17 protein-coding genes and 2 pseudogenes are annotated in these 18,022 nt (G+C 68.4%); 8 read left to right on the top strand and 11 right to left on the bottom strand.

Annotated features, from left to right (window positions below; all coding sequences use genetic code 11):
* Window positions 1–772: 772 nt before the first annotated feature.
* Complete coding sequence (locus ACFY01_RS46150) at window positions 773–1,654, top strand: HNH endonuclease (RefSeq protein WP_390741786.1); 882 nt, start codon at window positions 773–775, stop codon at window positions 1,652–1,654.
* A 209-nt stretch (window positions 1,655–1,863) separates the two neighbouring features.
* A complete protein-coding gene (locus ACFY01_RS46145; protein ID WP_390741785.1) occupies window positions 1,864–2,646 on the top strand; it encodes an IS5 family transposase in 783 nt (260 codons plus the stop codon).
* Here ACFY01_RS46145 and ACFY01_RS46140 read toward each other — a convergent pair.
* Window positions 2,612–3,106: a hypothetical protein gene (locus tag ACFY01_RS46140; RefSeq protein ID WP_390741784.1), complete on the bottom strand. Its 495-nt coding sequence runs from the start codon at window positions 3,104–3,106 to the stop codon at window positions 2,612–2,614. The genes ACFY01_RS46145 and ACFY01_RS46140 overlap by 35 nt on opposite strands.
* 1,161 nt (window positions 3,107–4,267) lie before the next feature.
* Between ACFY01_RS46140 and ACFY01_RS46135 the strand changes: the two genes are divergently transcribed.
* Complete coding sequence (locus ACFY01_RS46135; protein ID WP_390741783.1) at window positions 4,268–4,693, top strand: HIT family protein; 426 nt, start codon at window positions 4,268–4,270, stop codon at window positions 4,691–4,693.
* Between the two features lie 628 nt (window positions 4,694–5,321).
* On the opposite strand, the gene ACFY01_RS46130 is transcribed toward ACFY01_RS46135, so the two are convergent.
* Window positions 5,322–6,716: an FG-GAP-like repeat-containing protein gene (locus ACFY01_RS46130; protein WP_390741782.1), complete on the bottom strand. Its 1,395-nt coding sequence runs from the start codon at window positions 6,714–6,716 to the stop codon at window positions 5,322–5,324.
* 421 nt (window positions 6,717–7,137) lie between these two features.
* Between ACFY01_RS46130 and ACFY01_RS46125 the strand changes: the two genes are divergently transcribed.
* The 3 genes from ACFY01_RS46125 to ACFY01_RS46115 all read left to right on the top strand — a co-directional run bounded on the left by ACFY01_RS46125 (window position 7,138) and on the right by ACFY01_RS46115 (window position 9,557).
* Entirely contained in the window at window positions 7,138–7,500 is a 363-nt protein-coding gene (locus tag ACFY01_RS46125) for a cytochrome P450 (RefSeq protein WP_390741781.1), read from the top strand.
* Window positions 7,501–7,729: 229 nt separating this feature from the next.
* Window positions 7,730–8,692: an alpha/beta fold hydrolase gene (locus ACFY01_RS46120; protein WP_390741780.1), complete on the top strand. Its 963-nt coding sequence runs from the start codon at window positions 7,730–7,732 to the stop codon at window positions 8,690–8,692.
* 142 nt (window positions 8,693–8,834) lie between these two features.
* Window positions 8,835–9,557, top strand: a complete 723-nt coding sequence (locus ACFY01_RS46115) for a hypothetical protein (RefSeq protein WP_390741779.1) — start codon at window positions 8,835–8,837, stop codon at window positions 9,555–9,557.
* A gap of 23 nt (window positions 9,558–9,580) precedes the next feature.
* Here the strand turns inward: ACFY01_RS46115 and ACFY01_RS46110 are convergent, their stop codons facing one another.
* The 4 genes from ACFY01_RS46110 to ACFY01_RS46095 form a co-directional block, all read right to left on the bottom strand.
* The gene (locus ACFY01_RS46110) at window positions 9,581–9,745 is read right to left on the bottom strand and encodes a hypothetical protein (RefSeq protein ID WP_390741778.1); all 165 of its coding nucleotides are present in this window, start codon (window positions 9,743–9,745) and stop codon (window positions 9,581–9,583) included.
* 307 nt (window positions 9,746–10,052) lie between these two features.
* A complete protein-coding gene (locus ACFY01_RS46105; protein ID WP_390741777.1) occupies window positions 10,053–10,190 on the bottom strand; it encodes a hypothetical protein in 138 nt (45 codons plus the stop codon).
* A 209-nt stretch (window positions 10,191–10,399) separates the two neighbouring features.
* Window positions 10,400–11,845 carry a hypothetical protein gene (locus ACFY01_RS46100; protein ID WP_390741787.1) on the bottom strand — a complete coding sequence of 482 codons (1,446 nt, stop codon included), beginning with the start codon at window positions 11,843–11,845 and terminating at the stop codon, window positions 10,400–10,402.
* A gap of 320 nt (window positions 11,846–12,165) precedes the next feature.
* On the bottom strand, window positions 12,166–12,327 hold the full coding sequence (locus tag ACFY01_RS46095) for a hypothetical protein (RefSeq protein ID WP_390741776.1): 162 nt from the start codon (window positions 12,325–12,327) through the stop codon (window positions 12,166–12,168).
* Window positions 12,328–13,183: 856 nt separating this feature from the next.
* On the opposite strand from ACFY01_RS46095, the pseudogene ACFY01_RS46090 reads away from it, so the two are divergent.
* Window positions 13,184–13,441, top strand: a pseudogene (locus ACFY01_RS46090) (IS21 family transposase); the annotation flags it as partial.
* Between the two features lie 122 nt (window positions 13,442–13,563).
* On the opposite strand, the gene ACFY01_RS46085 reads toward ACFY01_RS46090, so the two are convergent.
* The gene (locus ACFY01_RS46085) at window positions 13,564–13,917 is read right to left on the bottom strand and encodes a hypothetical protein (RefSeq protein WP_390741775.1); all 354 of its coding nucleotides are present in this window, start codon (window positions 13,915–13,917) and stop codon (window positions 13,564–13,566) included.
* A 1,029-nt stretch (window positions 13,918–14,946) separates the two neighbouring features.
* Here ACFY01_RS46085 and ACFY01_RS46080 point away from each other — a divergent pair.
* Window positions 14,947–15,389, top strand: a pseudogene (locus ACFY01_RS46080) (VOC family protein).
* A 322-nt stretch (window positions 15,390–15,711) separates the two neighbouring features.
* Here the strand turns inward: ACFY01_RS46080 and ACFY01_RS46075 are convergent.
* The 4 genes from ACFY01_RS46075 to ACFY01_RS46060 form a co-directional block, all read right to left on the bottom strand.
* Entirely contained in the window at window positions 15,712–15,885 is a 174-nt protein-coding gene (locus ACFY01_RS46075; protein WP_199840890.1) for a hypothetical protein, read from the bottom strand.
* A 257-nt stretch (window positions 15,886–16,142) separates the two neighbouring features.
* Window positions 16,143–16,340 (bottom strand): hypothetical protein, encoded by a 198-nt coding sequence (locus ACFY01_RS46070; RefSeq protein WP_390741774.1) that lies wholly within the window; start codon window positions 16,338–16,340, stop codon window positions 16,143–16,145.
* A 259-nt stretch (window positions 16,341–16,599) separates the two neighbouring features.
* Window positions 16,600–17,031, bottom strand: a complete 432-nt coding sequence (locus tag ACFY01_RS46065) for a CAP domain-containing protein (protein ID WP_390741773.1) — start codon at window positions 17,029–17,031, stop codon at window positions 16,600–16,602.
* 293 nt (window positions 17,032–17,324) lie between these two features.
* Window positions 17,325–17,543 carry a transposase gene (locus ACFY01_RS46060; RefSeq protein WP_390741772.1) on the bottom strand — a complete coding sequence of 73 codons (219 nt, stop codon included), beginning with the start codon at window positions 17,541–17,543 and terminating at the stop codon, window positions 17,325–17,327.
* Window positions 17,544–18,022: the final 479 nt, after the last annotated feature.

Raw genomic sequence — 18,022 nt, 5'->3', positions numbered from 1 at the left:
GCCCCAACGAATACGAACGCCGACACCACACCGCTAAACTCACGCTCGCCGCGTGATCAATAACCGCGTGCCCACCATCACGGGGGAAGGCCCACAAAGCAGCCGGAGCCCAACATGATCCATGCAGACATGGCACCCCTCCGCAGGGAGGCTACTGCACAGGCGTGGCCTGCGGCCTGGTGGTGCCGTAAAGCACTGGTACAGCCCGTGCCAAGCCGCACCCGCTTGCCTCCTCAACCCACCATCCACCCCAGCTCCCATCCAAGAGACCCAGCCGACCCGGGAAGAGCCCGGCACCACAGTCCGCATCGCGGTTCCCCAGGGCAAACCGCTGAGCAGCCTGGAGCGCGACGATGCCGCCGCGAACCTCACCGCGAAGCTGGCGTTCTACCTCCGGGCCTATCCGCACGCGTGCGTCACGTTTGACGGCATACGTGCTTGATCCCAGCGACATCATCGTCGGCGAACCCGTGACCTGGAGCTGGATCTGCCAGCCGAGTACGCGGGCGAGGACCCGGCTCCGGTCGTGACCTTTGTCGAGTGGAACAAGCGGTGGAACAGATGAGGGCTCGCACCGTGGCTGAACGCGCCGCCCTCCTGCCTCCTACCTCACCTCTGCGCCAGCAGCAGGGCTTGGACACCGGCCAGCCCGGGCGGCGGCCACCGCACCGATAACGCGCGGACCGCCTACGGTCATCAGCCGCCCAGCCCGGGGCAAAGAGGTCAGCTAGGCTGCGCGAGGGGAGACGACTTCACCAGGGGGAGGCCAGCAGTGGGCGTACGCGCGGACGGATCGAAGAAGAACCGCAAAGACCCGCTGCCCAGCGTCGCCCGGAAGCTGTGGGCGTTCTCCGGGAACGTATGCGCCTGGGGCGATCCGAACTGCACGACGCGATTGGTCACCGACGAGGGCGCCTGGGTCGGAAAGGTCGCCCACATCATCGGAGCGGAACCCGGAAGCGCCCGCCACGAAGCCTGGGACGGCAACGACGTCGAGGACCTGCGCAGCTTCGACAACCTGATGCTGCTGTGCGGTGAGCACCACGACGAGATCGACAGCAAGGAGACGCGCGACCAGTACCCCGTCGCCTACCTCCGGGCAGTCAAGCAGCGCCACGAGGCCACCTACCGGTACGCGGTGGAGAACATCGAAAGCGAGTTCAACGACACCCTGCAACGCACCCGCGTACGTCCGGCCGTCACCATGCGCCGCTTCTTCGACTGGGAGGACGCCGGCCTGGAGCCAGACGAAGAACGGAGTCTGGTCGATCTGATCAACCGCTTCGCCGAGCGGATCAAGCGCCTGACCCGTATGGCGCGCCAACTGCTGGTCCTCGTCGTCACCGAGAAATCACCCGACTTCGAGCTGGTGCTGCGCCGCTTTTCCACCGACCGGGAGACACTGCGAAGTGTCTGCCGCGAGCTGGAGTCAGCAGAGATGGTCTACCTCCACGCCGACGAATGGGACGAGGAGCGCGGGCAACTCTCCCTCATGTCCGGAGCGCTGGAAGGCCTGGACGAGATGTGGGAGGGCCTGCGGACATTCTGCTCCGACGAAGAGATCGACCTCGCAGACATCCTCGTCGACCTGAGAAGCTGTTGCTCTATCGATCTTGGTGGGCGTGAGTTCGAGATCGTCGACTCGGTCGGGTGATCTTCTGGCTGGCCGGGCATGAGAGCGGGGCCTCCCGCACAGCTCGTGGGTGTCGAATCCGACCGAGCAACAGGAGGCCCCTGGTGCTGCAGTCTTGCGTGCCGGCGTCGATGTCGTCCAACTCGGCTTCCCTGGAGTGTGATTGCCTCGCTCACCGGTTCGGGAACGCCGGGGACCGGCCGTACAGGCGATCGAAGTATCCGTCGGACATGAGCGACGCGGAGTGGGCCGTCGTACGCGAGGCGATGCCGGTTCCCGGCTGGCTGGAGGGCCGCGGCGGGCAGCCGGAGAGCTATTGCCACCGGCAGATGGTCGACGCGGTGCGCTACCTGGTCGCGGGCGGCATCACCTGGCGGGCGATGCCCGCGGACTTCCCCGCATGGGACCGCGTCTACGCCTTCTTCCGGCGCTGGCGGGACAAGGGCCTGACCGCCGAGTTCCACGACCGGCTGCGCGACCGGGTCCGTGTGGTCGCGGGCCGGGATGCAGAGCCGACGGCCGGCGTCATCGATGCGCAGTCGGTGAAGGCAGCTGCGTCGGTGCCTGCCGCGACCAGGGGTTTCGACGGCGGGAAGAAGGTCAACGGCCGCAAGCGGCACATCGTGGTGGACACCCTCGGACTGCTGCTGGCCGTGATGGTGACCGCGGCCTCGGTCACCGACCGGGACGCGGGGCAGACACTGCTGGTCCGGCTGCGCGAGCGGCACTGGCGCGTCACGCGGGTGTGGGCTGACGGAGGCTACACCGGGCGCCTGGTCGACTTCGCCCGCGGCGTCCTGCGCGTCGCGCTGACCGTGGTCAGACGCAGCGATGACACCAGCGGCTTCACCGTGCTGCCGAAGAGATGGCTGGTGGAGCGCACGTTCGCATGGCTGATGCGCTCACGCCGACTGGCCCGTGACTACGAGACGCGCACCGACACCTCGGAGGCGGTGATCCGTTGGTCGATGAGCATGGTCATGAGCCGCCGCCTCGCCCGACGGGCACGCTGAACAGTCCCGGCCGTTCCTCCGCCAGCCAGCCCCGTGCGGCCAGCCGCTTGGCTTTCGACCGCACCCCTTCCACCTTCGCCGGGACCGGCTCCAGTCCCACCGCGGCCGCGAGTTGACGACAGTCCATCACCTCCCCGCGCATCCCGTTCCCGCCGACCAGTACGTCCATGATCCGCTGGTAGTCCGGCGCGAGAACCGCCGGGGCGAGCCCTTCCTCCCAGTGCGGCACCACTGAGCCGGGCACCGCCTGCCTGACCTGCACCGACCGTTCGCCGACCACCACGACCGGCGCCACGTCCTCGCCTCCGCGAGGCTCCGCCAGAACCTCGCCCACCGTCTCACGGGCGATCACGAGCCGCTCCCACACCGCTTCCGCTTCCCGCAGCTCGGCCTGGAGAGCCTCCACCCGCTGCCGAGCGGTGCGTTCACGCTCCTCCAGCAGCCCCATTACCGACGGCACCCCGGCACCTCCACCGAAGAGACGACACGACACCTCGTCCCTCCCGCCGAAACACCACCCCTACACCTGACCAGCGGAAATGAACCCGCCACTCTCGGAAAGACAACGGCTTCTGAACTTCGCCCTCCTGGACTGAGCCCAAGCCCTGCAGACGGCCACGCGCAGACGGCCAAGTCGGCCGCCGCAGCATGCTGGGGCACCAGGAAATCCCAGACCCAGCCTCCGGGCTGGCTATGTTCGTGAGTTGAGTTCCGGCAGCAGGTGTTCGCCAGTACAGCAGCTGCTGCTTCAAGGACTGTTCGATTTAAGGAGGGGGTAGTCGCGAGTAGGTGCCATGCCCGCGTATCCGCCTCACCCCGCCCGGACGACCTGGACCCGCTGCCCGCCAACTCAGGAAGACGCCAGTTCATGGACCAGCATCCAAATGCTGCTGAGGACCAAGGCCAGGAGGACCAAGCAGCCGCAACGGAACGCGAATAGGCCCCCGTGCTCCGCCAGCCGACCGGCACGAGTGTTGAGGCGCCAGACCGACGGAATGTCGACGCGACCTTCGGCGATAGCCGTCGCGGCTCGCCGCGCATCCCCGGGGTGATAGTCGTAAAAGGTCAGCGCCGCCCCCCATGTGCCCCTGCCCCGGCTCTCCCCGCCGTACTCGCGGACGCGGACATCCGCGAGAGAAGCGACGCTCGGCAGCCAGTGCGCACGTACCTGCCACAGCTCGGAGACCTTGTCACTGCCCAGCCAGGGCTCCTCCTCCTGATCTGACTCAGGTGTTCCCGAATCCGGCGTTCGCGGCATACTTCCCCCCTCAATGCGGCACCCCCCAGTACACACCCGCTGCCTTGCATGCCGACAGAGCGCCTGCGGCACCGCTATGCGCGATCGATGCAGCCTGCCGGGCCATCAGGCAACGCGCGCGGCGCCAGCACCTCGCCGGAAGAAAGCGGATCCACTGCCGGTCGGAGAAGAGGTCCGCGCGGCGGCGCCGCTGGCGGGTGCCGGGCCGGTCGTACGAGTGCCATGCACTGGCCCGAAGACCGAGCCGTTCGAATCTTCAAGGCCACCGGGTGCTGTCGAAACTGGGGTCCTGGCTCAACTTCTGTGAGCCGGTAGCGGTTGGCTGCAGGGCGAGCTGCCTGCCGCCTGTGGCAGGCTCAGCCGGTGGACTGCACTTTCTGTGGACTCATACGTGAAGACGCTGCGCACTGGGTGGCTCGTGAGGCCGTGACCTGCGCCTTCTCCCCGCTGGATTCTTTGGCGCCCGGGCACACTCTCGTGATTCCCACACAGCACTACGCGGACGTCTTCGATACCCCGCACGACGTCCTCGCTGCAACGATGGCATTGGTCCAGCGCGTGGCCGGGGCCATGAGGAGCGCCTTGGACGCCTCCGGAGTCAACATCCTGAGCGCCAGCGGTCTGGGATCGGAACAGTCGGTGCCGCACCTTCACTTCCACGTGGTGCCACGGTGGATGGGCTACGGAATCTCGACCTGGCCGACCGGACGGTCCGAGCACCACTTGACCGACGACCCAGGCGCGAGGCTTGCCGCGTTCCTGGCTCGGGAGCAACATCACAGAAGTTGAGCCAGAGCCAAGTGGGGCTCTGGCTCAGTTTTTGTGGAGCCGTGCCGTGCTCCGTCCTACCGCTCGCTGGCCCTACCGCGTGCCCTGCCGCTTCGCCGCGGTCGAGAGCTGATCCGTGCGAGCAGGGTGAAGGCGTGGGACTCCAGCGAGCGCCCATGGCCGCGGCGGCCTGACCGGTCCGTGCGCCGCTGGGCAGCGGCGTGGGCGGTGCGCCGGCGGACCGCGGCGAGGTCGGCCGCCAGGTCAAGGCCCCCGCCGCGCTCGACCCCCGGCCACACCGGAGCCCTCATGACCGGCCGCCCCGAGACCGCCGCACCGGCCTGCACCTGCAGGCGCCGGTCCCCGCATCGATGGTCCGGGGCCGTGTCTATCCTGGCTGACCAAGCAGCCGCCCCACGTGACCGCGATCAGTTGATCCGGCGGCGGCCTGAGGCAGTCCGTACCTCCCAATGGCGTACGTGGGACGGCCGGGCTGCACGAGTGCACCCATCGCGTACAGGTCGCGTGTGGGCGTACGGATCCGGGCACGGGCTCATCGACGCGCGCCCGCGCGTCCGTGAGTCCGTCAGCTCCCGGGCGCCTGGGCTGAGAGAGGCGCACGGGAGCCCGACGTGTTGTTCACGAGACCTCAGCCGAGGAGGGTTTCACCGATGCGGGAGCCAGAGGAGACGCCATACTCGTTGGGACCGAAGGCGCTGACGCCGCTGGTGCTCACGCCGGTGCGGGTGCCCCGTAGTTGCCAGAGGGCGCCGTTGCCGTGGTCTTCGTTGGGGGCGGAGACGGCGAGGTCCGCCTTGCCGTCCCGGTTGAAGTCGGCGAGGTGGATCTGGGAGCCGAAGGTGTCGTTGTTCTCGGCGCTTCCGGGGATGCCGGGGGTGTTCTGTGAGTAGCGTGCGGCGCCGGTGGTGGTGAGCCCGCCGGCGCTTCCGCGCAGCACGAGCACGTCGCCTCCCCTGGAGGCTCGGCCGACAGTCTTGTAGGGGATGCCGATGGCGAGGTCTGCGCGGTGGTCGCCGTTGATGTCGGCGATGGACATTGCCGCGCCGAACTCGTCTTCCTTGTCGTTGCTGCCGGGGATACCGGCGGTGTTCTGATGGTAGATGCGGCCCGAGGGGGCGAGACCGCCGTCGATGTCGGGGTCGCCGTAACGGACGGTGATGTAGCCGGAGCCGTGGCTGGGATCGGCCAGTCCGTTAGGGTCGAGGCGGGGGTTGGACAGGGCGATGGCGAGGTCGTCGCGGCCGTCGCCGTTGAGGTCTCCGGCCGCCACGCGGTCTCCGCCGGCGAGCCGAGCCTGGGCGGTGAAGGAGCCAGGGTCGGTGGTGCCGAGGGCCTGGCCGTAGACGAGGGTGGTCTTTTGCTGGACGACGGCCAGTTCGTCCTTGCCGTCGCCGGTGAAGTCGCCGGCTGCGAGGTTCCAGCTGCCGGTGCCATCAGCGTCGGTCACGTCACTTCCGGCCGGGGCTTTGGTGCGGGTGAACGCGCCGGAGTACAGCCGCAGGGATGTCTGGCCGCTGACGGCGATGTCCGGCCGGGAGTCGCCGGTGAAGTCACCCACGGCGATGCCGGCGCCGAACATGCGGCCGGGATACGACGGTCCCGAGGGCAGTGCGAGGGCACTGCGGAACGGTGAGGCGCCGCCCCACAACACGGTCACCGAGCCGTTCTGCGACGCATCTCCTTCGCTGCCGACCAGCAGGTCGGCGTACCCGTCGCGGTTCATGTCGCCGCTGGCCAGGCTGCTGCCGAAGAAGTCCTGATCCCCGGCCGTGCCGGGGATGTCGGTGGAGTTCTGCGTGATGTAGACGTGCTTGCCGGTCAGACCGTGAGCGGAGCCGAAGGTGATCAGAACAGCACCGGCGCCCTTCTTCCCGCTGATCGTCTTCTCGGGCATACCGATGGCCAGGTCGCGGTATCCGTCGCCATTGAAGTCGTCGGCCAACTTGGACTCAGCGGCGACGGCCTGGTCGCCCGAAACGGCCACCAGAGTGCCGGTCAGGCAGGCCGCTAAGGCCGCTGCCACGGCAAGTCTGACTGAGTGACGCACCCAAACCCCCTCTTTCACCGCGGACACCGACGGCGTCCACGAACCAGAATGATGGCCCGCAACCCCGTGTCCGGCGGGCTACCCGCTTGATCACGTGCTGCGTGACAGTGAACAGACTTCCCACCGGCACCGATGGTTGTACCGCGGCCACCTCTCATCGGATGATGTAGCTGATACGTCGGCTTGTGCTGCCGGCCTGTCCGCGGCCGGGGGCTGTCGTGGAACCTTCGCCCCGGTCGATGGCCCAGCACGGGAACCGCGATCGCAGGCCGATCACCCCGTGCATGGCTGAGCACGGACCGCCTGCGTGCCGCATCCGTCGCACCAGCACTGGACCACGGCGGCCCCCTTAATGACGCGTTCTGCGCCAGGTTGCGCCAGCGCTCCAGGAATCCTGGTGCACAACGCCGACACCGACGTCCTCGCGGGCCACACCGTCGAGGCGGGCACCGACATCCTGGTCTGCCCGTACCTGACTCACCGCGATCCCGAACTGTGGCCCGACCCCGAGCACTTCGACCCGCGGCGCTTCCTCGCGCCTGGCGGACGGCCCGCCCACCCGGGCGCCTACTTCCCGTTCAGCATCGGCCCGCGTGCCTGCCTCGGCATGCAGTTCGCGCTCCGCGAGGCGACCGTGCTCCTCGAACACCTGCTTCCGTACACTCCGGCCTTCGACTCCGTCCCCGAGAAGGCGGAGCACGGCATCACCGTCCGCCCCGCCGGCCCCACCCCCGCGACCCTGCGCCCACCGCGTACCTGAGGCACCCCGTCGTCGCCGCGCACGGCGGCAAGGACGCCGACGAAGGCCGTGCGGCGCGTACGGCGCCTGGCCGCGGACAAGCGCCACGTCCGTGACGTGTACTGATCCTCTGTCGGCGACGGGCACGGTCCGGGCCCTCCCGGCCGTCGAACCCCCGCACCCGCGACACGCGGGTCCCGCGCTCGCGACACGCACGTGCCCAGAAGATCGCGCCCGTACTCTCGTGACCATGGTCGAGCATCGCATGGTCGAGGTGAACGGCGTCCGGCTGCACATCGCCGAGCAGGGCGACGGCCCGCTGGTGGTGCTTCTGCACGGCTTCCCCGAGTCATGGCACTCCTGGCACCGCCAGTTCGGCCCGCTGGCCGAGACCGGGTTCCGTGTGGTCGCTCCCGACCAGCGGGGCTACGGACGCAGCGACCGCCCCGCGGACGTCACGTCGTACACCATCCTCCACCTGGTCGGCGACGTGGTCGGCCTGATCCGGGCGCTGGGCGAGGAGAGGGCGTACGTGGTCGGGCACGACTGGGGCGCGCCGGTCGCCTGGCACACCGCGCTGCTGCGCCCCGACCTGGTGCTCGGGGTGGCGGGTCTGAGCGTGCCGCCCCCTTTCCGGGGGACGCAGCCGCCGCTGGTCGCCATGGAGGAGAGGTTTGGCGGTCGCTTCTACTGGAACTACTTCGCCCGGCCCGGTGTCGCCGACGCCGAGTTCGGACGGGACCCGCGGACCGCGTTGCGGAAGTTCTTCCACTGGGCCTCCGGTGACGCTCCCGGCTCCGGCGAGGACAGGCAGCCGCTGGTCGACCCCGAACGCGGCTGGCTCGCGACCATGCCGGAACCGGAGGCACAGCCCGAGTGGTTCACTGAGGAGGATCTCGACGCGCTGGCCGAGAGTTTCTCCGAGGGCTTCACCGGCGCCCTGAACTGGTACCGCAACCTGGACCGCAACTGGGAGCTGACCGCACCCTGGGATGCCGCGGTCGTCACCCCGCCCTCCCTCTACATCTACGGCGACCGCGATCTCGTCCCCGCCTTCCCCGGCACGCCCGAACTCATCGAGCGCCTGCCCCGGTTGATGCCCAGTCTGCGGCGCGAGCCGGTGAAGCTCGCCGGCTGCGGGCACTGGACCCAGCAGGAGCGTCCGGACGAGGTGAACGCGGCTCTCATCCCATTCCTCCGGTCCTGTACCTGAGGAGCAGCAGCCCGGCCGAGGCCGGAACGGTGAGCCCCGGGAGGCCGCTCGGCGCCTCCCCCGTGAGAGCCAGTAGCCGGCGGCGGGGGCCCAGGGCTTCTCGCGAGGCTGCGGAGCCTCCAGGGCACCGCGGAACATCTCCTTGAGGCTCTTGGGCGGAGCCTCCTTCTCCTCGGTCGAATGCACGAGCCGCGCCGCCGTCACCACCGCCGACTTGGAATCCTTCCTCGCCCTGGCCCCGGCCCGCCGCGCCTCCCACCTCGCAGGCATGCGTCAGTTCTTCGCCCACGCCCACCACTCCAGAGTCATCCTCGACAACCCCACAGAGGCAATAACTGCCGTGCAGCACAGGGGATTTCACGGCCCCACCCTCACTCCAGCCCGGCAGCGCGCCCTGGACGAACGGTGGGCCACCAACCAGACCCTCCATCCACACGAAGCCTTCATCGGCCTCGCCGCCCTCCTCCACGCAGCAACCATCACCGAGCTGCGCCAGCTCACCGACGCCGACATCGACCCCGTTCGCCACAGCGTCCGCTTCCCCGGCAGATCAGTGCATCTCCCACTGGACAGTGCGACCTGGACGGCGCTGCAACGCTGTCAGGAGCACCAGAGCCGACTCGGTACGGACAACCCCCACCTGCTCGTGGCCCGGCTCACCCGAACACACCACGGACCGGCCGGCGCCGCCCACGTCCGCGACAGCCTCGCGCCCGTCGGTCTCCTGCCGCGCATCCTGCGCTCCACACGGCTGCTCGCTCTCGCAGACGAACTCGACGCCAAGATCCTCACTGTCTCCTTGGGGATGTCCTACGCAGGAGTCGCCCACTACCGGCCCTACCCGAAGCTCACCAGACCTGTGTGACTGTCCGGGCCGGGACAGCGACCTCACCAGCACATGCCGAGTTGGCCGAGGTCAGCCCGGCACTCGGTGGTGAGTTTGTCGGCGCGCCTTCGAACGTTGGCGCTCCACATGCCCAAAGCGACCGGCACGGTGTTCTCCGGGGTGATCTCCCTGCTGGTGGCGGCGGGTCCGGCGTCCTCGACGGGCACTTTTACCGGCTGGCGAGCAGACCAGTGAGGATGCCGGCCCGGTGGTCGTGCGTCCCACGCTGTTGCGTCCGGGTGGGCCGGCATCGCGGACGACCAGCGAACGCTGCGACCAGCATGCGGACGGCAAGGCTTCCGGACCCGGCCGACTCGGCGTGGGCAGGGTTCTCGAGGGAGAAGCAGGGCACCACGCTGTGAACCCTGGTGAGGGTCACAGATACTGCTTCACCAGCAGGTATCCCTGCCCCTCATGGGTATTCAAGTCCTCGCTCCACGAGGCCGGTCGGGGCCGTCCATTCCAAGATGCGAACTAGTCGTCGGGTTCGCCCAGCCAGATGTCCGGGTGGCCGGTGAACTGGCTGCCGGTGATGTCGAGGACGAGGCCTTCGCGGGTGGCCCAGGCGTGTGTGCGGAGGTCTGCTCCGGAACGGCTCTGGATGCCCCTCACGTACGACCAGGTTCCCAGACCTGCGTTGTGGAGGTGGAGGCACAGCATGGCGGTGGCCTTTCCGCAGCTTCCCTTGCGGGGGTGCGGACTGCTGCTGCTTTCCGGTGCCGGCCTGCTGGGCCTGCTTCAGGCAGGAGGCGTGGCAGGTCTTGCCCGACTTCGCCACCGTGGTGCCCGTCGGGCAAGTTGCCGGGGCACGGGCGCCGGAACTACACGTGACCGTCTCCGAGCTTCCACTCACGGTTCAACGCGCCCAGCGGAATGGCGCGTTGGAACACGGGCGTGCCGAAGACGGACAGTTGCATCCGCAGGGTGCCGGTCAGATCGACACCGCCGTAGAGAGCCCAGGCGCCCGTGGCGGTGGCCTCCGTCTTCACCGCGGATCCCGTCGTGGTCGTGGTGCCGGCCGAGCCCGTGGCCTCGCCCCGCAGGTAGGGGGCCAGGTCGGCGGTGACACCGACGGCGCCGTAGAGGCCGACACTGGCCTCCGCGCCGAGGGCCGCCTTCACCCGTCCCGCCGCACTGACGGAGGTACGCACCGGACTGCTCGTCATGTGCGACTCGTCGACCGGCGTCCACCCCCGGGCGGGACCGAAGGCACCTCCGGCCTTAAAGTCACCCTTGAGATGCTGTTCCACGTCGAGCGTGACGACTCCGTCGGCGCCGATCTGGAAGTAGCAGGTCAGATCGAGGTTCACCACGACGGGGATCGGGCCGACCTGGAGGACGGGGTCGGCGTGCAGCTTCGCGAACGGCACCCGCCGGGGCTGCGCGGAGGCGGCGGCGCGCCCCCTCACCGCCCACTGTGCGTCCCAGTCGCCGGAGACACCGAGGTAGGCGGTGCCGGGCCCCGAGTCGGCCGCGCCACCGCCGTAGGAGAAGTCGACATCCGGCGCGACCTGCACGAATCCGGAGACGGACGCCGACGCCGAGGCAGGCGCCCCGGGCGCCGTGGCCACCTTCGCGCCGACGTCGATGCGCAGGCTGCCGAGCGGAACCTTCGCCCCCTCGGGGCCGACGTGGACGTCTCCGGCCTTCGCCCACGAGACCCGCACGTCCGGCAGCAGTTTCTCGATGTCGAAGGAGGCCGGGTCGACGGGGACGGAGCCCTTGGCGTCGTCGTCACCGAGCAGCGTGTCCAGAGTCGTCGGCGCGGTCTGCACCTCGGTACCCTCACCGCTCTCGCCGATCACGTCGGTCACCCGGGCGAGGAGGCCGTCGGGGGCGCCGGGCACCGGGGCACTGGCGATGACGTCGCCGACGGCCGTGCCGTGCGGCTCGGCCGAGGCCCCGACGGACGGGGACGGGGGCTGCGTCCCCTTTCCGCCCGACACACTTTGGGCCACACGGGATATGACGGCTCTTCGGGTCTTGCTGTCGTACGACGCCACCTTAAGGGCGGCCCGCTGTGCCCGGCCGCCCGGCTCACCCGGACGGGCGACGGCGGTCGAGGTGGCCGCCGCCTCGGGGGCCGCGGCGACGGCGAGCGGCCGCCCGGCGTCCTGGACGGCGGAGGCCGAGGCCGAGGCCGCGGCGGGACGTGCGTGGTCGGCACGGGAGGACGGCTCCGCGGGACTGGCGGAGCAGCCGGCGGCGAGGAAGAGGGCGGATGCGGCGAGCGCGGGCACGACGGCCCGCGAGGCCCGCTTGCGGATATGCAAGTTCAGTCCTTGAGGGGGTGGGGGGGCGACTCGGGATTACCGACGGGTAACCAGAGGTGAGGGTGTCATGAACCCGTGAAGCCCCGCCTCGCGTTTCGGCACCCGCCGGGGTGATGTGTGCCACGCCCGCCCGGAACGACCCGAAGAGTCGTCGACCGCTCAACCAACCTGGCTGTAAACGGACATGACGCGGCATCAGCGGACGCGGATAGGGCGGACCGACCGGCCCCCGGCCGTGCCGCCCCGTCGTCTGCCGCCCGGCTGCAAACCGTCCGCCGCCTGCTGCCCGCCGACTCCGCGGAATCACCCTGCCGTTACTGAAGGACCTCGCTCCGCGGCTCCCGGCCCTCGTACGCGGACGTCAGCAGCCCGAGTACGCCGTTCGCCGTGACCTCGCGGGGGTTGGGGTAGGACTCGGCGGCGACCATCGTCGCCGCGCTGAGCGGTGCCGTCTCCGGCACCGTCCGGGCTGTCATCACCTGGCTCCTGGAGCAGCCCACCTCATAGCCCGAACCAGGGCCGCGAAAACGCCCGGCTGGGGCCCGTGCGCCACACGGGCCCCAGCCAGACGAAGACATGTCTCGCGTGCCTGATCCCGTGTCGCGAACCTGACCTGGGCAGGGATGCGATACCGCCAGAGAACCGATCCAGCCCTCCTGCGATTCCTGGGCGGTGTGCTGAACCAAGGCGGCAGATCGGGTTTCAGCAGTTCAGACGGTATGCGACCCGAGCACGAAGATGGTGCGGATGCTCTGGAGCGCACCTCGTGCAGCCCCTGGGCCGCAGTGCTGCCCGGGAAGCCGAGGTACTCCCGGGCGAGGCGCGAAGCGGCCGGGCGGCGGCTGCGGGGTTGACCGACGGGCTGGACCGAGGGCGAGTGCCTCCTGCAGGTGGCCGGGGGAGTGCTGGGTCAGCGTTTGACGCGGTTGCGGACGGCGAGGACGGCCAGGCCGAGCAGGACGGGTTCGGTCAGGCGGGAGGTCAATGCCGATCTCGAAGGTCACCCGCCCGCCGCCGGCCGGCACGGTGCCGGTTGCCGTCTGTTCGGGATCGTTTTTGGGCAGGCCGAAGCCCATCAGCACCGCGCCCGGCTGCCGCGCCCGCCAGTGCTCGTCCTGTCCGACGTCGACCTGTTCGCCGGGACCGTGAAAGTGCCGGACCCCAGCCCTGATGCAGCGCGGCCTGCTGACATCCATCGCTGACATCAACGTTGTCGGCGTACAAGTGAACGTGCACCACTGCGTACGGATGAAAGTGCACCATTCTTGATGCGGTGAGATTGGTGTCGCGCGAGTCTTCAGTCGTCCTGTTCAAGTTCGGTGGACGGCGACGGTGGTCTTGGATCCGCGCTGGTTGGAGCTGAGGCGTTTTCGCGGCCTGTACGAGTCCGGTGCAATAAGCCTGCGGGAGATCGCGAAGGAGACAGGTCTGAATCGGCGCACGGTCGCCAAGTACCTGTCGGGCGAGACGCCGGTCGCGCCGCCACGAAGGGCTCCCAACGGGCATCCGTACCGGCGGGTGGTCGATGAGGTCGCGCCGCTGATCGGCGCGGGGCTGCGGGCCGAGATCCTCCCCAAGGGAGCTGTGATCCCGCCCTCTCCATCGCTGCGACGTCATCTCCATCAACGGTCCCAGCTACCGGCTCGAGAATCGGCTCGCCGCCATCGAACGTGACCGGGACGGTGCGGCCTGACCAAGCTTCCCCGGAGTCTTTACAGGTCAGCCCAGACATGCCCCTCGGAGTAGTCGTGCCAGCCTCGGAAGTACCAGTTGGCAAGATCCCTGATTCGCTCGATGCAGTCTTCGAAGTAGGCATCGGGCGCCGGCTTGGGGAGGTTCGGATGTGACGTCCACGACGGAACCCAGGTCGCGACCTCATAGAACCCTTCGGCGACCCATCGATCAAGCTTGTCGTCGGTCTGGGATCGCTCGCATGTGGCTCGCATCGCCTGTTCCAGCCGGGTGAAGGCAGCCCGGTCCCACTCCAGATCCCCACGCAGCCGGAGCAGGAAGCTCTCCTCCTCCGCGTCGAACTCCCGCCTCAGAACCTTAGTGATCTCGTCCATGATCGAGATCATGACAGCCCCCGGCAAGACCCCCACACGGCCGACCATCACGCCGACCACCAAGCGGTGCACGTTTGTCTGTACTTGGCGGAGCACTCAGAGGAGTACGCCGACAAACGTTGGCGAATAGACCTGGAGTCCAGCGGGCAGGCGTGCGCTGGATAGCGCAGGCGGCAGTGGATCAGAGCGTCCGCGGATCGAACTCCTAAAACGGGTGTCGCACGTTTTCGGCGAGGCCGGTGATCAGTAGACGGCGTACGGCATGGGAGTTGGGGGGTGCAGGCCCGGGTGTCGACTTTGTCAGCGTGGACAAGTTAGCGCGCAGAGCGCAGCAGCGACGCAGGCCAAACTGCGGTGCAACGCTTACGCTTGGCCGGCGCTAGCACGCTCAGCCTCGTAGCAGGTACCGCAAGTTAGTCGCCTGGCTTCGGGTGCTGGTTCGGAGCCACCAGAGGATGCGGAAAGCGGGGTTACCGTGACATGCGCATGCCTGCCACAGATGCCGGCTCCGCAGCGAGCACATACACCGGCAGCAACAGCCGGGCTGGGTACGGTGAGCCCAGCTCGACTCTCCAGAATGCAGTCAAAGCAGTGCATGACGCCTTGCCTTTCTTGCGCCCCAAAGTCTTTACCTACCCGATAATAGACTCCACCTCTTCGAGGCACACTGCAGGCCTATCCGCCGGGAGTGGTAGATTGATTGGCTACCCGACTGCACACGGTCCGACATAGGGCCGCTTTCAACCTTTTTGAACAGGGTGACAAGGCGACCGGAGCATCAGCGCTGTAAGCGCGGTTCACTGGGACTTACTGGCCGGTGGGACAGCAACGCCCCCGGTCAGGCGCTTAAGTCCGGCCTGTACACGGGACGAAGCGGTATCCCAGATGCACAACAGTTACGCGCGCGGGACACTGGCAGGGAGTACGTCAGCCGTCTTCCCAGGTTTCCCTCTGCCCGCACCGGGTCTCAGGTCGCACCTACTCAATTGATATGTCATTCTCCCGGGATCCGATCAAGAGGTGAGGGGTATGGACCTAAAGCTCGAGGTGATAGTGCTGCCGGTTTCTGACGTCGACAGGGCCAAGAGCTTTTACGAGACCCTGGGATTCCGCTTGGACGTCGACAACACGTTCAGCGGCGACTACCGGTTGGTGCATTTCACGCCACCCGGCTCATCGCCACCGCGCCGGGCTCAGTCCAGGGCCTATACCTCATCGTCCCGGACGTCGAGCAGGCACGCTCGGAACTCGTCGGACGCGGCATTAAAGTGAGCGAGGTGTTTCACGACGCCGGAGGGCTTCTCCACCACGGCCACGAGGGCGGAGATGCCGTCCACGACGGTATCGGCCAGGAGCGGCTGGCCGGCCCTAACCCCGACCGAACCTCTTATGCCTCCTATGCGTCCTTCAGCGACCCTGACGGCAATGGTTGGCTGCTGCAGGAAATTACCCAACGGCAGCCAGGCCGATGACTACGCCTTGGCGATCCAGGTAGAGCAGAGAGAAGCCACACGTGCCCCCTGCGTGCCCGATCGGGCGGTGACGAGCGGGGACCCACGGGGAACGTCAGCCAACGCCCCGGAAACGCCGAGGTCAGCCTTTCGGCCGGTCAGCCCAGATCCAGGTACGCGATCTTCCAAACAAGCTACCGGGCTTCGACGTGGGCGCCCATGTGCACCCTCGTGCTGCCCGCTGGGTTCGATCATGTGAACCACCTCCGCAGCGACAGCCTGGCCGACCTGCTGTGGGGCCGCCTGGCGGCCGCAGGGCAGGTTCAAGCCTCCGGCAGCGCGCTCAGCGTTTGAAGGAGCCCTTGGTCTGTTCCTTCGTGCCCCGCATCTTGCCTCGTGCTTCGAGAGCGGCGCCTTTCGCCGCGAGGGTTTCCTTGTGCATCGCGTGGGCCGCCGTCCGCACGGTCTTTCCGACGATCTGTTCGGCCTTTGCCTTGGCCCGTTCTCCGGCGCTCATCTCGGTACCTCCGTGGGTCTCACTGGCCGTGTGCCCGGTGAGGCAAAGGGTGAAGCCACCCTTGTGGGCCGCGTTGGTAAAGGGCGGCCGATGTCCCCACGGGCCCGACGCGGGCGGGGGCCAGATCCGCTCCCACCTGAATGATCGCCTCGATGCCTTCGTGGCGGCGGGCACGTATCGCAATGGACGGCCCGCTCCGCGTGAGGGGATCGGGGACGATGTCTCCCTTCGTGAACAGCACGGAAAGAGATGGGCTGCTAGCTGCCGCTGGCGCCACACACTACGACGGGCTTATTTACGGGCAATCCCTTGAACACCGATTCGACGTTCATCCATCCTGGCGCGTCGCCGTTGTCGTCCTGCCAAAGATTGCCAGAATCGTTGTCGCGGGTCCATGACTGGCCGTCGCGGTCCGTGAACCAAAATGGCTGGCGAGTCTCCAGGTCTGTCGTCACAGACCGACCATCGAGACCCTCGGTCCATGCACCCGAAGACTGCGGGCTCTCTCGTCCAGAGGCGCGGGAGGCAGCCTCTGTGGCAGCCTCGACGGCCCCGTCCGGGCTGTTCGCGGTCTCGGTGTCGGTGCGGGCGTAGCGACGGCGTAGCGAACGTGCACGAGGACGTTGCTGCGATGGAAGGCGCCCTCGGTCGTGCCGGGTCCGTACGACGCTCGCAAGCGGACGAACGCCTCGTCGCCGACAGCCGATGGGGGATTCACCGCTGACAGCGTCCGAACGTCACGACGTAGGTGCCGGCGCTGGGCGACGAGGCCCCGGCCCGGTCCGCCGAGCCGGGCTGGGCCCACGGGCCCATATCGCTCAGGGGGGGCTTGAGGATGATGGCGCGGTGGCCGGGGCTGTTCATCCACCAGTTGACGGCGGCCTGCGGAGTTCCCGATCCTCCCCACCCGGTGTACGTGATCTCGCTGAACTCCCACGAGCGGGGGTTGGGACAGTATCCGGCCGCCTGGATGCGGCTCTGCGGTGTCGAGCCGGTCTGGGGGTTGCGGTGCGGGTCCTGGCCCGGTCCCCACCACTTCAGCTGGACGGCCGCGACAGCATGCTGCTGGGCTGCGTTCGTCAAGGCCTGGTTAATAGTGAGGGAAGGCAGCCCGCGCTGCGTGCGCTGCGCGTTGATCAGGCACATCACGGAATCCCTCGCCTGGGCGGCCGTCCCAGCGGTCGGGGCCCGGTTGGCGGCGGCCGAGTCGCAAGCCACGGCCGCCGCGGGCGGGGCCGCCACGACAGGGAAGGGGATGGCCAACAGGGCGGCAGCGGCGGCAGTGCTTAGAAGCTTTCCGGTGCGCGACGTGTGGCTTTGCACGGATGCTCCACCTCCTGCGAACACGAAGGGTGGTGTTGTCCAGATTGCCACCGGCCCTGGCCCGTCGCCATCCGAGGCCGCGGGTCGGGCGTGCCGCTCGCGGATGCGCTTGTCCTTCACCTGGCCTCGGCCTGCAGCCGCTCCAGCTCAGCGCGCTTGCTCTCCCGCAGACGACCGCCGGGCGACGACTCTGCCGCCGGCCGGTCCGACGACGACCCGTTGCGCCTAGCTCGCGACACCCAGGTGCGCAGGGTCCCCGGGTGGATGCCCAGGTCCTCAGTCACTTCCGGAATCGGCTTCCCGGTCTCCGCCACGATCCGTCCGTCGGCGTGCATGAAGGAACGGGCCACTAGACGGAGACGGGCTGTCGACCAACTCCTCATCCAAAGCAATGCGTTGCCGCCCGCCATGGATGTGCCGAATCAGGGCGGGGCCTGTGTGGTGACGGCCCGCGACAGAACCCATCCCCATCCGGAGGGCACAACGGCCTCACGCAGGTTGAACGGCAACCAAAACCAACAAACGGCATTTTGCCTGGTCCGCGACGCAACTTGACGCTCTCCGCAGATGATGCGCGGAGGGGCCCCGCACAGGGTGCAAGGCCAAAACCGTGACCAGGGGACTCGGGGCCTGCCGCCCCTCAGAGAGCACTCTCAGGGCACATCGTTCAGCGCGGCCTCCATCATGTCGGCGGTCCGGTCTTCCTCCGCCTCCCACAGGTGGGCCTTCCCCCGTGATGGTGGGCACGCGGTTATTGATCACGCGGCGAGCGTGAGTTTAGCGGTGTGGTGTCGGCGTTCGTATTCGTTGGGGC

This window comes from Streptomyces sp. NPDC001480 (assembly GCF_042894725.1).
Lineage (GTDB): Bacteria > Actinomycetota > Actinomycetes > Streptomycetales > Streptomycetaceae > Streptomyces.
Note: the sequence above shows the minus strand (reverse complement) of the source record. Positions and strands in the feature narration are given on the sequence as shown.

What these genes read in the sequence shown, in the direction of transcription:
- ACFY01_RS46085 (WP_390741775.1), bottom strand. Translation starts at nt 13,917, where the DNA reads ATGGACGAGATCACTAAGGTTCTGAGGCGGGAGTTCGACGCGGAGGAG.
- ACFY01_RS46095 (WP_390741776.1), bottom strand. Translation starts at nt 12,327, where the DNA reads ATGACAGCCCGGACGGTGCCGGAGACGGCACCGCTCAGCGCGGCGACG.
- ACFY01_RS46060 (WP_390741772.1), bottom strand. Translation starts at nt 17,543, where the DNA reads ATGCACGCCGACGGACGGATCGTGGCGGAGACCGGGAAGCCGATTCCG.
- ACFY01_RS46065 (WP_390741773.1), bottom strand. Translation starts at nt 17,031, where the DNA reads ATGTGCCTGATCAACGCGCAGCGCACGCAGCGCGGGCTGCCTTCCCTC.
- ACFY01_RS46145 (WP_390741785.1), top strand. Translation starts at nt 1,864, where the DNA reads ATGAGCGACGCGGAGTGGGCCGTCGTACGCGAGGCGATGCCGGTTCCC.
- ACFY01_RS46075 (WP_199840890.1), bottom strand. Translation starts at nt 15,885, where the DNA reads ATGAGCGCCGGAGAACGGGCCAAGGCAAAGGCCGAACAGATCGTCGGA.
- ACFY01_RS46120 (WP_390741780.1), top strand. Translation starts at nt 7,730, where the DNA reads ATGGTCGAGCATCGCATGGTCGAGGTGAACGGCGTCCGGCTGCACATC.